The following is a 16748-nucleotide window of genomic DNA, read 5'->3' as shown; positions in this document are numbered from 1 at the left end:
CATGAATATTGATCACATCGTTAAAAATATCACCCCAGAAGTATTTGAACGTCTTCAGTATGGTGCCTCTACGGGTAAGTGGCCAGACGGCACTCCTTTGACTGAGGAGCAAAAACAACAAACCGTTCAACTCGTGATGCTTTATCAGGCTAAAGTTTCGCAAAGCAATGAGCAGTTTACCATTGGCGCAAATGGTGAAATGGTGCAAAAGAGCAAAGCTCAATTGCAAAAAGAATTCGCATCAGAAAATGAAATAGCTAGGTTTAGTGAAAATGATCTTTAAACACCTGTTTACTCCAAAATGGAAGCACCCTAAAAACCAAGTCCGTTTAGCTGCGGTTGAACGTCTTGATACAGAGCGTGACCTTAGCATCTTAAATAGCATTGCCCTTGAAGACAGCTCAGCTGAAATCCGCAAAAAAGCATTAAACAAAGTGAACGATATCGTTTTATGGTGGCAAGCATACAAGCAAGACCAAGCACTGAAAGACCTTGCTGAGCAGCATATCAATCAAGCGGTTTTAAATACCGACAGCCAACTAGATGCAAATATCAAAAATGAGTTTATTGAGCGTTACGCACCTGTCAAAACTCTTGAGAAACTCGCCTTTGCAGAAAAAGAACTTCAAGTTCGTGTTAAGTTATTAAAGCGTTTAGCAAACCCAAGCTTAATTGATAAAGCTTTTAAAGAAGGCCGTGAAGAGCTGCAATTGCAACTTGTTGAGCTTGTGATTAATCATCAACTTGCTAAATCACTATTAAAGCATGCAAAAGGTGAGGCGCATACCCAACTGGCGACTCATCTTGACAATGAACGCTTAGCGATAGAAATGCCTGCCAAAGTAGAAGCTGATACACGTGTGGTATTAGCAAAGCTTAATGCGCTTCGTGATAAAAATGACTTTCAGTTAGTGTCGATGCAACATGCTGAGTTATTACAGCAGTGGCAAGCTATCGAACTAAAATGGCTGAGCGATGAGCAAGTAAGCACGCTTGATAAAAAATATTCAGCGATTACGCAAAAGCTTGAATCGCATATTGCAGTTTTAAGTAAAGAGCATGAAGCAGCGCAGCAAGCGTTAGCTGAGCAACAACGTCAGGTATTAGCACTTGCAAGCCTTGAAGCAATTGGCGAAGAAATTGAAAATGCATTGCAATTAGGCTTAGAAACACCAGAGCAAATTCAACAAGATTGGCTAGAGGCAAAAGTTGTAGAGGCAAAAGATGCCTTAGCAGAGGCGAACTTATCTGAAAGTAAACATGTTAGTGATGTAAAACAGCATTTAGCAACTTTATTTAAGCAAGTTGAACAGTTACCGCAACTAGTTAGCGCGATTGCTGAGTTTAAAGAGGCATTTGAACAATTAAATATCGTTGCGACAACTGAAGATGAAAGCGAGTTTGACGGGTTAAAGCAGCAGTTTGAGCAACAGCAAAAACTAGCACGTAAAAAGCTGGCAAGTATTCCTAGTCGTTTACAAGGTCGCTTTAAAGCCAATTTAGCTGAAGTAGTAAACAGCTGGCAGCAAGCGATGGCACCGCTGACGAATAAGTTTGAGAAAAATCAACAAACAGCTAAGCGTAAAGCTCGTGATGTAAAACGCTTAATTGAGCAAGGTCGCTTTAATGTTGCCTTTGGTGTGTTTAAAGGTTTTGAAGAGCTATACGCAACACTTACAGACTATTACAAACAGCCATTAAATAGCCTTAAAGCTGATTTAGAAGCCCAACTAGCAGAAGCAAAAGATTGGCAAAAATACGCATCGGCACCAAAGCGTGATGCGCTACTCGTTGAAGTAAATGAACTTGTTGCAACCGAGTGTACTGACCCTAAACAACGTGCAGAGCATGTTAAACAGTTACGTCGTCGTTGGAATGAGTTAGGGCGTTTAGATACTGATGCAGAAAAGCAACAAGGCGAGTTATTCGATCAACAAATTGAATTACTGTTTGCGCCGTGTCGTGAGTATTTCGCAGAGCAAGAGCAACAACGTGAACAAGCTAAAGCACAGCGCGTTGAAATAATCTCGCAAATGCAGCAGTTAACAGAGCTTGATAGCTCTTCTAATGAGTTTGATTGGAAGCAGTTTGAAAGCAAGTTCAACCGTACCGCGAAAGCGTGGCGCTCTGCAGGTAACGTCGATCCTAAAACATACCGTGAACTACAAGCGCAATTCAAAGCTGCACAATCACAAGTACAAGGTCAACTTGCTGCATTTCATAAAGCAAATGCTGAACAAAAAGCAGCACTTGTTGAGCAAGCAACACAGTTATCACAAAGTGATGATTTAGCTGCTGCGTGCCAAGATCTAAAAGCGCTTCAACAAACTTGGCAGACTATTGGCTTTGCAGGAATGAAAGCTGAAAACACCTTATGGCAGCAATTCAGACGAGTTAATGACGAGACTTTTGCTAAGCGCAGTGCCGAGTTTGAACAGCAAAAGCAAGTACAGCAACAAAATGACGAAGTTGCCGCACAGCAGTTAAGTGAGCTTGAGTCTGCACTTGAGACCGTGATGCATCTTGCACAGCTTAAAGATTTAACAGTGAAGCTAGCAGAGCTTGAATACTCAAAAGCGTTATCGGCACGCGTGACTCAGTTAGAGGCAGCGATTAGTGCAAAATCAGCGCTAATTAGTAAGCAAGCAGAGCAGTCTAAATTAACGGCTTTATTTGCTGCTCTTGAAAGCAACAGCGAACTGCCTTCGCAGTTTCAAGCTTCATTAACAACTAAGCTAAACGCTGCGCAGCTGTTAACCCGTATCGAAATTCTGGCAGGCGTAGAATCGGCTGATAGTCAGTTACGTATGACAGAGCAAGTTGCGATGTTAGATGATAAACACCGTGGCGAACAAGCAGATGTTTATTACTACTTAAAGCAATTACTTGCAGTCAGTGAGGGTTCAGTTTCAGCTGACACACTAGCAAGGCTTAAAGCAATATTTGCAATTTAACGAATAAAACCGCTTTTTAAAGCGGTTTTTTTCCGTGTGTTTTTGAGGAAAACAATGAGAATTTTATTACTACTTACCTGTTTATTTTTAGGGGCATGTAAAACGACAGATCAAGGGATGTCTGTTTACTCGTTTAGCAATTCTGAAATTGAAGCAGCCCTTGCTAATCAATTACCAAAACTAAGTGAACAGATTAAGCTGATGGGCTTACCAGTTGATTTTGCGGTAAACGACCTGAGTGTCAATGTTGGCCCAGATAAACGTGATGTGGTGGTTTTAGGGGCCGATTCTAGTGCCGTCATCAAAGCGTTTGCGCTTAAGTATCCAGTACGCTTAAAGCTACAAATCGAAGGTAGCCCATTTTATGACAGCGAGAAAAAAGCGGTCTTTTTACGTAATGTAAAACTGGTTGATACAACAATCGACACCGCGGGTTTCAAGGGCAGCTTAAACTTATTAGATGATCAGGCAATGCAAGTGATTAACGGCTTTTTAGCGGTTAACCCTGTCTATAAGTTAAATATGAACGACCCTAAAGTTGCACTATTGAGCAAATTACCATTAGATATGAAAGTATCTCAGGGCGAAATTATCTTAGTGCCTACACTGTAAACCCATACGATATATTAAAGCGGCTTCTAGTCGCTTTTTTTATGATTGCTTGTTAAGCATGTTCAACCTTGTCATAATTGCTCGTGATATTTCGCGAATTGAGTGATTACTATGATCAAGGAATTTTTAAACGACCCCACGTTATTGCTAAACGCCGTTGGCGAGGGAATTTATGGCTTCGATTTATCGGGTAATGCGGTTTTTGTAAACCCTGCCGCTGAGCGCATGACAGGCTGGAAAGCAGACGAACTCCTTGGTAAAAAAATACATCAATATCATCACCATACTCGTAAAGATGGCTCGCCATATCCCGCAGATGAATGCCAAATATATTGCACCATGTTCGATGGCAAACACCGTCATGTAAACGATGAGGTATTCTGGCGTAAAGATGGTAGTTATTTTGCTGTTGAATATACATCAACACCAGTGTACAAAAACGGTGCCCTGATTGGGGCAGTCGCGATTTTTCGCGATGTATCCAAACAACAGCAAACAGAAGTGGCGTTACGTGATGCCTTAGCACAAGTTCAGCACTTATCTGAGCAGCTACAAGCTGAAAATGCTTACCTTATTTCAGAGTTAAACGAAGATTGGCAAGACTCTGGCTTAGTTGGGCAAAGTCATTCATTTCAAAGTATGCTCGAGCAAATTACCTTGGTAAGCCAAACCAATAGTACGGTTTTGATTTTAGGTGAAAACGGCACGGGTAAAGAGCTGGTGGCACGAAACCTTCACCGCTTGAGCAATCGTGCTGAGCAACCTTTCATAAAAGTAAACTGCGCGGCGTTTTCCGCCAACTTAATTGAATCTGAGTTATTTGGTCATGAGAAAGGGGCGTTTACTGGCGCTAATGAACGCAGAAAAGGGCGTTTTGAACTGGCTGATAAAGGCACTTTATTTTTAGATGAAGTGGCAGAGCTGCCATTAGAGGCGCAAAGTAAATTACTGCGGGTACTACAAGAGCAAGAGTTTGAGCGCGTCGGGGGCAGTCAAACTTTAAAAGTCGATATCCGAGTGTTAGCTGCAACAAATCGTAACTTGTGGCAAATGGTTGAGCAGGGCAGCTTTCGAATGGACTTGTATTATCGCTTAAATGTGTTTCCTATTCGAGTGCCTGCGCTTCGTGAACGCAAGGAAGATATTCCACTCCTCGCAGCAAATATTATAACGCAGTTAAACAAGCGCTTAGGTAAACAGTTAAAAGGGCTAAGCAAAGCAACACTCACCAAACTGGCGAATTATGATTGGCCAGGCAATATTCGTGAGCTACAAAATATCCTTGAGCGTGAAGCTATTTTGTCTAAGCAAGCTGTATTACAGCTTTCAGCACCTTTGAGTAACGAGCAATCAAATGAGCAGGTGGTTTCTCTTGATGCTGTTCAAAAGCAGCATATTTGTGAGGTGCTAAAACGCTGTAACGGGCAAATATCAGGTGAAAATGGTGCTGCAACCTTGCTGGGACTTCCCGAAAGTACCCTTAGATCAAAAATGAAAAAGCTAGCGATAAAGCGTTAGTTCGTGATATATCGCGATCATTCGCGATATATCGTGCTTTTGAGCGTTCAAATATAAATTTAATCATTTAATATCAATAACTTATTTTTAATTTTTCTTGGCCTGATTGTTGCTCTGTCAGGTTATTACCGACACAAAAGTAAGTAGCAAAATGAAATTTGATATTAAAGAGCAAGACTTAATCATCAAGCCCTACAACCAAGAAGGGCCAATTTATATTCGTGAGCAAAAGGGGTATTTCCAACGTATCCGCCGTTACTTAGGCTGGGTGCTGATGCTGACGTTCATCGCCATTCCGTGGATCCCCTATGATGGCCGCCAAGCCGTATTACTCGATGTAGCCAGCCAAAAATTTACCCTGTTTGGTTTAACGCTGTTACCACAAGATTTTATGATCTTAGCTATGTTATTTATGACAGGGGCGTTTGCATTGTTTTTCGTCACTAATTGGTTAGGGCGTGTTTGGTGTGGTTACACTTGCCCTCAAACAATTTGGATGCTGATGTTTACTTGGGTCGAACACAAAGTTGAAGGTAACCGTAATCAGCGTATTAAACTTGATAAAGCTGAATGGTCAGTGAGTAAATGGCAAAAGAAAATTACTAAGCATGCAGCTTGGCTGGTGATCTCATTGATTACATCTATGTCATTTATGGCTTATTTCATCCCCGCTAAGTCTCTATACATGAGCTTATTTACCCTAGAAATGTCTGGTATCGTCAGCTTTTGGGTATTCTTGTTCGCGTTTTGTACCTATGGTAATGCGGGATTCTTACGTGAAAAAATGTGTACAGTGGCGTGCCCATATTCGCGTTTTCAATCAGTGATGTTTGATAAAGACACGTTAGTTGTTACCTATGATCAAGCGCGAGGGGAGTCTCGTGGTGCGCGTAAGCGTAAAGCCGACCCTAAAGAATTAGGCTTAGGTGACTGCGTAGACTGTAACCTATGTGTCGAAGTATGTCCGGCGGGTATCGATATTCGTAATGGCTTGCAGTATGAATGCATAAACTGTGGCTTATGTATCGATGCATGTGATAGCACTATGGAAAAGTTCAACTATCAAAAAGGACTGATCAAATACGCCTCAGAAAAACAAATGGAAGGCAAAACGACCAACCCATTTAGGTTAAAACTGCTTGGCTATGGTGGTTTAACGGCGCTGTTTGTCGTGGGCATGGTTGTGTGGATGGCAATGCGAACACCTATTGAGGCCTCTGTCATTCGTGACCGTAATGCCCTGTACCGCGTTAATTTTGAAGGTTTAGTAGAAAACCCATATACCTTATCAATTATCAACAAAACACAACATAGCTTGAGCTATTCAATCGGTATCACTGGTATTGCAGAAGCAAGTTTACAGGTGCCGGAAAAGATAACTGTTGAAGCAGGTCAGATGAAACGTGTGCCTGTCACTGTGGTTGCTGATGGCTACGAGTTAAAGTCAAAAGTAACGCCTATTAGTTTTCACATTCAAGCATTAGAAGATGCTGATATCGCAATAACTAAAGAAACTAAGTTTTACCGAGATTAACCTCAATCACGGCTATAGAAACGAAAATGGCTTGTTTTTAACAAGCCATTTCTGCAAATTCTAGCTGCTTTAGCACATAAGCTTTAGCGCTGTCTAAATCATCAAATAAACAGTCCATTATTTGAATTGGAGATTGTGCTTGTGCAATGATGCGTTTCATTTGATTAAGCACAATAGACGAGCTAAACATATAAGCGGTTGCTATACAGTTAGTGCCTTGCAGGGCACGGAATAATTGAGTAAAACCACGTTCTGCATCAGGGGTGGTAGCAAGTAAATGGGTAGAATGACTAATATACGCCCACGGCTTTCCAGCGAAAGCAGTAATATGCTTTTTTAAATTGATTGCAAAGTCATTGACTAAACGAGCGTTAATATTGCCAGAAAACTGCCCAATAACAATTGGACCTTCAGTAATAATCCTGACACTGCCATAGTGATTCTTAAATTCCAATTTGCTTCCTTTTGAACTTAAAAAGAGCGCGAATTTTATACAATTCTATGTATGTGTCTAGTTATTTAGTATACAAATTTAAAAAAACATAACTTTTTCATTAATTTTATTTTTATGTGAATCCTATCTAATTATTTTGCATTGGAGTGAATAAATAATCCACTCCCTTTTTAAAGTATAGCTAACTATTTGTTAACAATGTAATTTAGAGCACCGGTAATTGAGGCTACTTGTGCATCAATACAAATGTCATCATTTGCTTGTGGACTATCAGGGTAAACCTCTGTTGTTGTGACAAATTCTGCATCAGTTAAACCCATACATAAACCAAGCTTTTTCGCTTGGTAATTAATTACACCGAATTGGGTTTGTGGTACGCCAATCAATTGGTTATTCTCATCACTTGGTGCGATGTGGGTTACTTTTCCAACTGATTTTATAATCGCTGCCTGAAATGCATCATGCGGACGCTCACTATCAGCGACAAGATAAAAGCCATCTGGGATATTCCAGTTATCGTGGGTCGTTGCATCACGAGCAGCTAGAGCAGGGCGAAACTCACTATTATCAGTGTCTGTCGTTTCATGTAGGTCAATATGCACATAAGGTGAAATAGTGTTATCGGCTAAATATTGCATAATTGCTGCAGACTCTTCAGCGGGGCTACCTGCATAGAAAGAGCGATTTGGATCCGTGGCATTTGGATTCCAGCGGTTAATCGTTTCATATCCCCAAGGGCTGATACACGGAGCCACTAAAATATTAAAATCAGCAAAGTAGTCTTTGGCACTTCTCTTAGCAAACGCTAAAGCACCATGCACGCCACTTGTTTCATAACCATGAACACCACCGGTAACCAGCACAACAGGTTTATCAGCTTGCCATTGTTTGCTCTTTAAAATGTAAAGAGGGTATTTGTCGCTGTCGTAACTTAATGCGCCATATTGCTCAATATTGAAATCGCTTGTTAAAGAGTCTAGTTGCGATACAACATCATCTAAATAGCTACGCTTTACTGACTGTAATTCAAACCATGCTTTCTTATCTTCTTTGTTCCACGGCTTACCAGGGGTTCCTATAGGGTAACTCATAAAATACCTTGTTGTGACTTGCTGCAAAACGCCAAGCTTATCTAAGCTGTTAAGCTGCTGCAACTAGATAAGCTCAGTAGTAAAGTTACCTTGCTCGTATAGCTTTGCATGATGGTGCTTATGGGTCTCAAATAAGTAATTACGAAGTGCATCTTCACCCTGACACACTTTCACTATTTTTCCGGCAATTCCTTTGCTGGTCGTTCTTATTGGCTTTACGCTAAGAATAACCTGTTCTTCACTCGGTAAATTAAATGCCAACAGTATTTCTTTATTGAGAATAGGAGTTTGACGCTTTGGCTTGAGTAACACGCCTGTGCTTGATAAAGACAATATTTGAAATTGTTCGGTGTGTATTTCGAGATCAGGCGTACGCCAGCTGCGCTCAATGCCTTTGGTGTCTATTACTTCTGGTGCGCTAAGTACAGGGATCAGCTGACCATTCTCGTCCTTGGTAAATTCAAGCGGAAACCACAATTGATAAATCCCCACTTCAGCAAGCAGTGTCAGTTTGGCATTGGTAAGTAAGCCGTTTAATTTATCAGGCAAATTGAGCCTAACAGACATTTTTGTATCGGTTGGATCGCTATCAGTCCGTTCTGCCTCGAATAAACGGTTGAAAAAAGTGAGTTCTTGTTCGGATAAATGTGCCATATAAAGCTCCTTTTAAAGCACGCTTAGTTATATGTATCATAAATTGTTCAAATTATGCACGTATAAAGAGCATTAATTGTGCCAGCAGCTTTGTGATTTATTTTGCGACGTATTTCACTTACACTGATAAAAAAACTAACAAGGATTTTATTTTGTCGAGCCTGACTGGTGTAAATAAAAGTTTAGTGATATTTGCTGCTTTAGTCGTTGTTTTAGCTGGTATTAAAGCTGCAAGTGTGATTGTTATCCCATTTGTATTGGCAGCCTTTATTGCCATTATTTGTAATCCCTTAATTCGTTTCTTTGCCAAATACGGTATCCCTAAAGGCATTGCTGTTGTATTTGTGATGTTGATGATTGTCGGTGTAGGGATAAGCCTTGCCGGGTTGGTTGGGCAATCGATGACCGATTTCTCTGAAAAGCTGCCTGAGTACAAAGCACAACTAAAAGAAGAATTTGTCTGGGTGGTCAATGTTGCAGCGAGTTATAACATCCTGATTGATAAAGAGCAGATTATTTCTTTATTCGATCCGGGCAAAATGATTGATGTTGCAACCAACATGCTCACAGGCCTTGGTGGCGTGATGGCTAACTTGTTTTTGATCATCCTAACCGTGGTGTTCATGTTGTTTGAAGGACCTATGCTGAGTAAAAAAGTGCATTTAGCACTGGACGATCCTGAAATGAAAATGCAGCAGGTTGATCGCTTTTTAGATTCAATTAATTCTTATCTGGCTATTAAAACGCTGGTTAGCTTAGGCACAGGTATGCTTGCAGGCTTTATGCTGTGGGCACTTGATGTTGATTACTTTGTACTTTGGGGTGTAGTGGCGTTCATGCTTAATTACATTCCAAACATAGGCTCTATCATTGCTGCCGTGCCTCCTGTGTTACTTGCTTTGATAACTCAAGGCCCACTGGTTGCAGGGTTTATTGCTGGCGGATATTTGGTTATTAACACCGTCATGGGTAACATTGTTGAACCGCGCTTTATGGGTAAAGGGTTGGGTTTATCGACGCTGGTGGTGTTTTTATCGTTAATATTCTGGGGCTGGCTGATGGGGACCGTGGGCATGTTGTTGTCAGTCCCATTAACCATGATAGTTAAAATAGCCTTAGAGACTAGTCAAGAAGGGCGATGGTTAGCTACCTTGCTTGGCAATGGCGAAGAGCTAAAACTTGAAGAGTAATACCAATCCGCAATAATACTTAATCATTTTGAGGGATTAAACCTGTCGCTATCTGCGTTAAAAATTTCTGATTTAGAACAACTAAATAACGAAATTTTTGCCTTGCTATCAACGAGGTTTTCTTGCCTCAAAATAGACCACTTAATTAAGCGAATTGGTATAAAAAGGCGCTTAAGCGCCTTTTTGTCCATGAAAATCTGTGAGTTGCTATTACTTTAGAGGTCGCTGTAAAACCTGCACATGGTTTTTTAGGATCTCAATTTCACATTGCTTGTAGGCAATAGCGGCTTTCGTACTATTTGGCATTTTTTGTAGATAACGCCAACGACAGCTGTCTTCTAAATAACGCTCTTGGTTCTTGATGCTGCGATTAAAAATCGGTAGCAATTGGCTGTTACCGCTATCTTCTTTGATTTTCTCAAGATCCATAGTGAGCTTATTAATCCACATCTTTTGGTCACGCTGCAGATCGGCGATAACTTGATCAAGACATTGAATATAGCGTTTGGTGTCATCGGTATTGTTGCTAGCAAGCTCACACGTTTGCTCTGCTTGAGCATGCGATGCACTCGCAATTAAAGCTAGAAAGCTGCCCTTAACGAGTATTGATGTTTTATTTTTTATCATGGTAATTAAACTCTAATATAAACTCAGCACCGGCTAGTTTCTCTGCATCTTTAATGGTTAAGGTGCCATTATACGAGTTGACTAAATCCGACACGATAGCCATGCCGACACCGTGGCCACTTTCATAGGTATCGAGTCTGGTACCGCGAGTCAGTAATGATTCACGCTTGTGCTCAGGGACACCTGGGCCATCATCACTTATACTGAGGGTTAACTTTTTGTTCTGCTTAACCTTTATATCGACCTGTGAACGGCAAGCTTTACAGGCATTATCGATTAAATTACCAAGTAGTTCCATCAAATCTGTTTTATCACCCAAGAAATAGTCTTTTTCACTAACCTCTGATGTAAATATAATATCTTTGTCGCGATAAACCTTGCTCATCGCGCTTATAATTGAGTCAATAACAGGCTTGATATGAGTTTGTTTCTTCCATGTGTCAGACGCACCTGTTGCAGCGCGCTTTAACTGGTGTTCGATCATCACATTAATTCGGTCTAGCTGCTCTTGTGCATCCGCATCATTGGCTAAAGGGCTTGATTTAAGCACTGCCAAAGGCGTTTTTAATGCATGAGCAAGGTCGCTCAACGAAGCACGGTAACGCTCTTTTTGGCGTTGCTGCGATTCAAGCAATAAGTTTAAATCGGCTTTAATAGTTTGTAGTTCAACCGGGTAAAGACCTTTAATTTGTTGGTTATCACCCGACTCAATGGCTTTAATTTCTTTATCGAGTCGTTGCAGTGGTCTTGCACTCCAAACAAAACCAATCGCCATGAGTGCAGCAATGGACACTCCCATGACATACATCCAATTTACGAGTGTCTGCTTAAAGCCATCCATCAACCTCAGTAGGGCATCATTACGCTTTAATAGGATAAAACGTGCATGCTCAGATTGATCAATGTTTTCTAAAATAACGGTAAGGGTTAATTGCCAATATACGGTATTGTTGTATTCAACCCGACGAAAATCCGCAGAGCCAGCTGGGGCTTCAAAGTTATCAGGAATAAAGTTGATATTAGTAGCCGATTCAGAATACCAAACTGGTAAGTCACCGCGATAAACCATCGCGTAGGTATCTGAGTTTAATCGATTTAGCTCTGGCGTTAAGATGGTGCTTGGCATAACAATGCCACGTTCAGTGAAATCAACTTCAGAAATTAATGAATATAAGTGAGCTTCGAGGGTTTTTTCGGTCGCTTCGACCAAAGAGGCGTAGTAAGCCTTACCAATTGAGAAAAACAGAATTGGTAGGGCGACTAATAAAACAAAGACAAGGATAAATCCTTGCCTTACTTTAAGCGGTATTTGCGATGCTACCACTGACTTTTTAGCCTATAACCACGGCCGCGTAATGTTTCAACAGGGTTAAGGGTACCATCAGGGTCAAGCTTCTTACGTAAACGCAATACGAAAACTTCGATTACGTTTGAATCAAGGTCAAAGTCTTGGTCGTAAATGTGCTCAGTTAGTTCAGATTTAGAAATTACCTTTTGTGGATTAACCATTAGGTATTCTAAAACTTTGTATTCGTATGCCGTTAAGCTAAGTTCTTTATCGTTAACCCATACTTGCTGTGAGCGAGTATGAATTTTAATAGGGCCAGCTGTCATTTCTGGGTTTGCTTTACCGGCGCTACGGCGGATAAGCGCATTACAGCGGGCAATTAGCTCTTCAACGTGGAAAGGTTTAGTTAGGTAGTCATCTGCACCTGCATCTAAGCCTTCTACTTTATCTTGCCAACGGTCACGTGCCGTTAAAATCAAAATAGGAATGGTAATACCTTGTGCGCGTGCTTTGGTAATTAGTTCAATACCATCAACTTTAGGTAAGCCTAAATCGACTACCGCCATATCTAGCGGGTATTCGGTAATATGGAATAAACCAGCTTCACCATCGTGACAAAGGTCAACGCTGTAACGCTCTTTTTCTAGGGCATTACGAAGGTTATCTGCTAAGTGTAAATCATCTTCAATAACTAAAATTCGCATTCTTAATCCTTTTTCACTTCGCCAGTCTTTTTGTTCACATGGACATCAACCACGTGGCCGTTCGTTTTTAAAATTCTTACGGTAAATACTTTATCTTGCTCTGTGATTTTTAGGGTTCGGCCGTCTTCAGACTTTTTGGCGATCGTCACAGCCTGCTTTTTAGTCACCTCTTGGGCTTGTTTCTTATTGGCATCAGCATGAAAGCTTGATAATGCAAATAAAAGACTAAAACTGAAGGCTAATAATATGCGCATGACGGGGAACTCCTAAACCAGACCCATTTAGTTTAATTAACCAATTAACTAAAATTCAAGTAATTACGTTAAATTCTGTAATTCAATAGCCAAATCTTAGTTAATAAGCCGTGAACAAACACTGAATTATTGGTTCAGTTAAGTTCAGAGGTTAACCAAATACTTTCTTAAATGGTTTTACCACTGAGTTGTCGTAAACACCCGCCGCAATATACGGATCGTTTGCTGCCCATTCACGTGCTGCTTCTAATGACTCAAACTCAGCAACCACTAATGAACCAGTAAAACCAGCGTCAGCCGGATCTTCACTGTCAATGGCTGGCAATGGGCCTGCCGTAAATAAACGGTTTTGATCGTCTAATTCTTGAAGGCGTGCTAAGTGAGCAGGACGTGCAGATTTGCGAGCTTCTAAACTATTTTCAACATCAGTTGAATAAATCATATACAGCATGGTGTGTTCTCAATGTTATTTTTAAAAAATAGTAGCATATTCTTAGCAATAGACGAGAGATTATTCGCGTAATAATCTTTACACAAACCCATATAACTTTAACTTATAAAGCTTGAAATACGCGGTGTAACACTGGTAGAGTCGCTGGGTTGAGAAAATAATAATAAGGTTTTTAAATGAGCGAAAAACGCGAGCATTTTAGCTCCCGCCTCGGTTTTATTTTAGCGGCAGCCGGTTCTGCTGTAGGTATCGGAAACTTAGTAGGTTTTCCTGTTTCAGCCACAAAAAACGGCGGTGGTGCTTTCCTTTTAGTCTATGCATTGTTTGTCATTTTTATCTGTTTGCCAGTGATGATGGCTGAAATGGCCATGGGTCGTAAAGCGCAAAAAGATCCACTAGGTTCATACAAATTTTTAGCGGGTAATGATCCAAAATGGAACTTTGCTGGCTTTTTAGCTGTATTAACGCCATTTATGATTGCTGTTTTTTACATGGTGATCACGGTATGGATTTTCGGTTATTTATCGCAAACCGCTTTTGGTAATCTAGATGCCTTGGCGCAGCCGGATAATTTTGGCACCTTTATCAATAGCTACACCGTGTTTGGTTATATGGCCGTGGTTGCCATCATCGTTAACTTGATTTTAGTGGGCGGTGTTAAAGAAGGTATTGAAAAAGCGGCTAAGTTTATGATGCCAGCTTTATTTGTACTACTCACCGCGTTGGTTGTATACGTACTAACTCTTGATAACGCAATGGCCGGTGTTAAGTACTATGTTGTTCCTGACTTTTCAAAAATGGATGCCAGCGTATTAAATGGTGCATTAGCTCAAGCGTTTTTCTCGTTGTCACTGGGTATGGGTATCTTAATGACCTATGCATCGTATATTTCTAAGAAAGATGACATTGTTGGTAGTGCAAAAATGGTTGCAGTTACTGACTCGATGGTGGCATTTATTGCTGGTCTAATGGTGCTTCCAGCTATTTTCAGTTTTAACCCAGATACTGACCCTAGTAATTTATCAGATTCGTCAGTATCGATGATTTTTGTTTACCTACCAAAAATTTTATTAGCGTTACAAGCTGATATTGGCTACGTGGGTGCATCAATTGTTGCGTTTGTATTCTTCTTACTTGTCTTTTTTGCTGCAATTACGTCACTTGTATCAATTGTAGAGGTGCCAACAGCGACTTTAAGCGACCGCAAAGGTATTAGCCGTAAAAAAGCACTGGCTATCTTAACTTTATCTACAGGTGTTTTAACTGTGCTGTGTACAATGTCATTTGGTATGGTTGACTCGCTTACAAAGTTTGTTAGCTATGGCGGTGCAGATAAGAGCTTATTTGATATTGTTTATGATGTGTTTTACGACACAATTTTACCGCTTAACGGTTTAATGGTGTGTTTATTCGTTATGTATCGTTGGAAAAAAGCAAACTTGTCGGCAGAGCTAAGCCAAGGCTGTGAAGGCTATATTGGCAGCTTCACAGAGAAGTATGTGAACTTCTCGCTATCAACGTTTATCCCTGCCATTTTATTACTAATCTTTGTAAATACGGTGGCCACTAAGTTTTTTGCATTTAGTATTTTCGGATTTTAAAGACCAGTTCAATACTTAGCCGCGCACTTTGCGCGGCTTTTTTATGCCTATTAAATTAAAAGGCCCCCGCATCGAGCACATTACCCAAGCCAAGGGTAAACATCCAAAGTCCCCATAAGCTGTGTTCAATCACACACACGAAGGTTGAGCGGCTTTGCGCGTAAGTATAAGAAAACAGCAGCCCACCTAAAAATGCTAGAAGCACGGCCAATACATTCGCATAGACAATATGCGCCAACGCAAACACCGATGCGCTGACAATAATACGCACCGTTTTACTTGGCATAATGCGTTTGTAGCGATGGAAAAAATAGGTTCTAAAAATAAGCTCTTGCGGCATCACCGATAAAATAGGGTAGAGCAATAACAACATTAGCCAATCGTTAAATGAGTTTCGTGGCAGTGAAAACCAGTTTTCTTGATTCATGATGCCGTAAAACATTCCAGAGAATAGCGCCCCTAAAAAGAAGAAACTAAATAAGCGACGTTTTACCGCACTAAATTGCCCAAGGCTAGTTAAACGAAAGCGCTTAAAATGGGGATCAGATAAAAGCAACATGCCGCACACGGCCATTAAAATAATAAGGGCAGGAATAAGCCAGTTAGCGAGGTAGGCACGAAGAAAGAAGCCTAATAGCGGCAGAGAAACAAATATGAGGGTAAATTCAAGCCAGCGGTATTGGTTAGCGTTCAATGTCGTCTCAGCGTGTTTTTTGTTTACGCTAACAAGCTAAGACGACAGATTTATGACATTAAGATTGCTTTGGATCTTTCTCTTCGTCATCTTCAGGTAAGTATTTGAATAGGGTGATGATCGTTGCTAACACGCAAACAAAGGTAATGCCCATTAAGCCAAACACTTTAAAGTTAACCCAAAAATCGAGCGAAAAGTTATAGGCAATGTAGATATTCAGTGCCGAGATACCTGCAGTCACTGCAACCCAAAATAGGTTAAGCTTATTCCAAAGGGCTTCAGGTACGTTGATTTCTTGTTTACTCTCAGAGGCATTTTCTAAAATCGAGCTAAGTGCTTTTTTCACTAAGTTCTTGCCAAGTACATAGCGGCTTACTAACAAAGTAACACTGAAAATGGCATACACAATGGTGGCTTTCCATTTCACAAACTGCTCATCGTGGAACACTAAGGTGAGGGTACCTAACACCACTGCTATAGCAAAAAACACCCAGTGACGGGTTGGCACTTTACCATCTTTAAAATAACAGTAAGCAACTTGAATTAAGGTGGTTAGCATCAGCAAGGCTGTTGCCCAATAAATATCAACTAACTTGAAAACCGCAAAAAATAAAATCAGCGGGATGTATTCAATAATCGCATGCATAAATTTATAAATGCTCTAATTTAAAAAGATACTGGGTTGTATCAAGTTATCGTGCAAGATACAAGGTTGACTTAGCAGCCCTGAAAGCTTAGCCTCCCGAGCCAATCTGGCCTAAACCTGCGTTTAGGTTGTTTTACCTTATCTTTTTCCGCTTAACCTCAGATGATTAAGCGGCGTATTTTGGAGCACTTTTTATGAATAAAGCCGAGTTAGTATCGCAAATGGCTGCCCACAGTGAATTAACAAAAAAAGACACTCAAGCTGCCTTAACCAGCATGTTAAATTCTATCGAAAAGTCTCTTTCTGAGGGCGATCAAGTGCAAATTAATGGCTTTGGTACGTTTGCTCTGAGTTATTACCCAGCACGCAAAGGACGCAACCCACAAACCGGTGAAGAAATTGAAATTGAAGGCGCTAACAAGCCAGTTTTTAAACCTGCTAAAGCACTCAAAGAAGGTTTATAAGCAGGATTTGCA

Annotated in this window: 18 protein-coding genes; 8 read left to right on the top strand and 10 right to left on the bottom strand. The window is 40.7% G+C overall.

Going from position 1 to position 16748, the window contains the following annotated elements; all coding sequences use genetic code 11:
- Position 1: 1 nt before the first annotated feature.
- The 5 genes from NO991_RS07865 to ccoG all read left to right on the top strand — a co-directional run bounded on the left by NO991_RS07865 (position 2) and on the right by ccoG (position 6618).
- Positions 2-283, top strand: a complete 282-nt coding sequence (locus NO991_RS07865) for a YeaC family protein (protein WP_054552899.1) — start codon at positions 2-4, stop codon at positions 281-283.
- The gene (locus tag NO991_RS07860; RefSeq protein WP_371351912.1) at positions 273-2954 is read left to right on the top strand and encodes a DUF349 domain-containing protein; all 2682 of its coding nucleotides are present in this window, start codon (positions 273-275) and stop codon (positions 2952-2954) included. The genes NO991_RS07865 and NO991_RS07860 overlap by 11 nt, the downstream gene beginning before the upstream one ends.
- A 54-nt stretch (positions 2955-3008) precedes the next feature.
- The gene (locus tag NO991_RS07855) at positions 3009-3566 is read left to right on the top strand and encodes a DUF1439 domain-containing protein (protein ID WP_138602488.1); all 558 of its coding nucleotides are present in this window, start codon (positions 3009-3011) and stop codon (positions 3564-3566) included.
- A 111-nt stretch (positions 3567-3677) separates the two neighbouring features.
- Positions 3678-5084 (top strand): sigma-54-dependent Fis family transcriptional regulator, encoded by a 1407-nt coding sequence (locus NO991_RS07850; RefSeq protein ID WP_054561216.1) that lies wholly within the window; start codon positions 3678-3680, stop codon positions 5082-5084.
- A 151-nt stretch (positions 5085-5235) separates the two neighbouring features.
- Positions 5236-6618 (top strand): cytochrome c oxidase accessory protein CcoG, encoded by a 1383-nt coding sequence (gene ccoG, locus NO991_RS07845; RefSeq protein WP_194442430.1) that lies wholly within the window; start codon positions 5236-5238, stop codon positions 6616-6618.
- A 37-nt stretch (positions 6619-6655) separates the two neighbouring features.
- Here ccoG and NO991_RS07840 read toward each other — a convergent pair whose 3' ends face one another.
- From NO991_RS07840 to NO991_RS07830, 3 genes are all read right to left on the bottom strand, one after another.
- Positions 6656-7072, bottom strand: coding sequence for a hypothetical protein (locus tag NO991_RS07840; RefSeq protein ID WP_054552903.1), 417 nt, complete (start codon positions 7070-7072; stop codon positions 6656-6658).
- A gap of 185 nt (positions 7073-7257) precedes the next feature.
- Positions 7258-8163, bottom strand: coding sequence for a M14 family metallocarboxypeptidase (locus tag NO991_RS07835; RefSeq protein ID WP_300358552.1), 906 nt, complete (start codon positions 8161-8163; stop codon positions 7258-7260).
- A 63-nt stretch (positions 8164-8226) separates the two neighbouring features.
- A complete protein-coding gene (locus NO991_RS07830; RefSeq protein WP_235378167.1) occupies positions 8227-8817 on the bottom strand; it encodes a hypothetical protein in 591 nt (196 codons plus the stop codon).
- 152 nt (positions 8818-8969) lie between these two features.
- Here NO991_RS07830 and NO991_RS07825 point away from each other — a divergent pair, with 152 nt between their 5' ends.
- Complete coding sequence (locus NO991_RS07825) at positions 8970-10007, top strand: AI-2E family transporter (RefSeq protein ID WP_054553083.1); 1038 nt, start codon at positions 8970-8972, stop codon at positions 10005-10007.
- Between the two features lie 210 nt (positions 10008-10217).
- Here the strand turns inward: NO991_RS07825 and NO991_RS07820 are convergent, their stop codons facing one another.
- From NO991_RS07820 to NO991_RS07800, 5 genes are all read right to left on the bottom strand, one after another.
- Entirely contained in the window at positions 10218-10634 is a 417-nt protein-coding gene (locus tag NO991_RS07820) for a hypothetical protein (protein WP_138602354.1), read from the bottom strand.
- Complete coding sequence (locus NO991_RS07815) at positions 10621-11958, bottom strand: ATP-binding protein (protein WP_054552906.1); 1338 nt, start codon at positions 11956-11958, stop codon at positions 10621-10623. Before NO991_RS07815 ends, NO991_RS07820 begins: the two co-directional genes overlap by 14 nt.
- Positions 11952-12626 carry a response regulator transcription factor gene (locus NO991_RS07810; protein ID WP_054552907.1) on the bottom strand — a complete coding sequence of 225 codons (675 nt, stop codon included), beginning with the start codon at positions 12624-12626 and terminating at the stop codon, positions 11952-11954. Before NO991_RS07810 ends, NO991_RS07815 begins: the two co-directional genes overlap by 7 nt.
- 2 nt (positions 12627-12628) lie before the next feature.
- The gene (locus tag NO991_RS07805; RefSeq protein WP_054552908.1) at positions 12629-12880 is read right to left on the bottom strand and encodes a PepSY domain-containing protein; all 252 of its coding nucleotides are present in this window, start codon (positions 12878-12880) and stop codon (positions 12629-12631) included.
- Between the two features lie 151 nt (positions 12881-13031).
- Positions 13032-13331, bottom strand: coding sequence for a YciI family protein (locus NO991_RS07800; RefSeq protein ID WP_054552909.1), 300 nt, complete (start codon positions 13329-13331; stop codon positions 13032-13034).
- 176 nt (positions 13332-13507) lie between these two features.
- Here NO991_RS07800 and NO991_RS07795 point away from each other — a divergent pair, with 176 nt between their 5' ends.
- Complete coding sequence (locus NO991_RS07795; protein ID WP_054552910.1) at positions 13508-14932, top strand: sodium-dependent transporter; 1425 nt, start codon at positions 13508-13510, stop codon at positions 14930-14932.
- Positions 14933-14987: 55 nt separating this feature from the next.
- On the opposite strand, the gene NO991_RS07790 is transcribed toward NO991_RS07795, so the two are convergent.
- Entirely contained in the window at positions 14988-15626 is a 639-nt protein-coding gene (locus NO991_RS07790) for a type II CAAX prenyl endopeptidase Rce1 family protein (protein ID WP_187490341.1), read from the bottom strand.
- A 58-nt stretch (positions 15627-15684) separates the two neighbouring features.
- Positions 15685-16272: an inner membrane-spanning protein YciB gene (locus NO991_RS07785; RefSeq protein WP_054561224.1), complete on the bottom strand. Its 588-nt coding sequence runs from the start codon at positions 16270-16272 to the stop codon at positions 15685-15687.
- Between the two features lie 194 nt (positions 16273-16466).
- On the opposite strand from NO991_RS07785, the gene NO991_RS07780 reads away from it, so the two are divergent.
- Positions 16467-16736, top strand: a complete 270-nt coding sequence (locus NO991_RS07780; protein WP_300358566.1) for an HU family DNA-binding protein — start codon at positions 16467-16469, stop codon at positions 16734-16736.
- Positions 16737-16748: the final 12 nt, after the last annotated feature.

This window comes from Pseudoalteromonas sp. DY56-GL22 (assembly GCF_041414715.1).
Classification (GTDB): Bacteria; Pseudomonadota; Gammaproteobacteria; order Enterobacterales; family Alteromonadaceae; genus Pseudoalteromonas; species Pseudoalteromonas simplex.
This window is presented reverse-complemented; position numbering and strand designations above follow the sequence as displayed.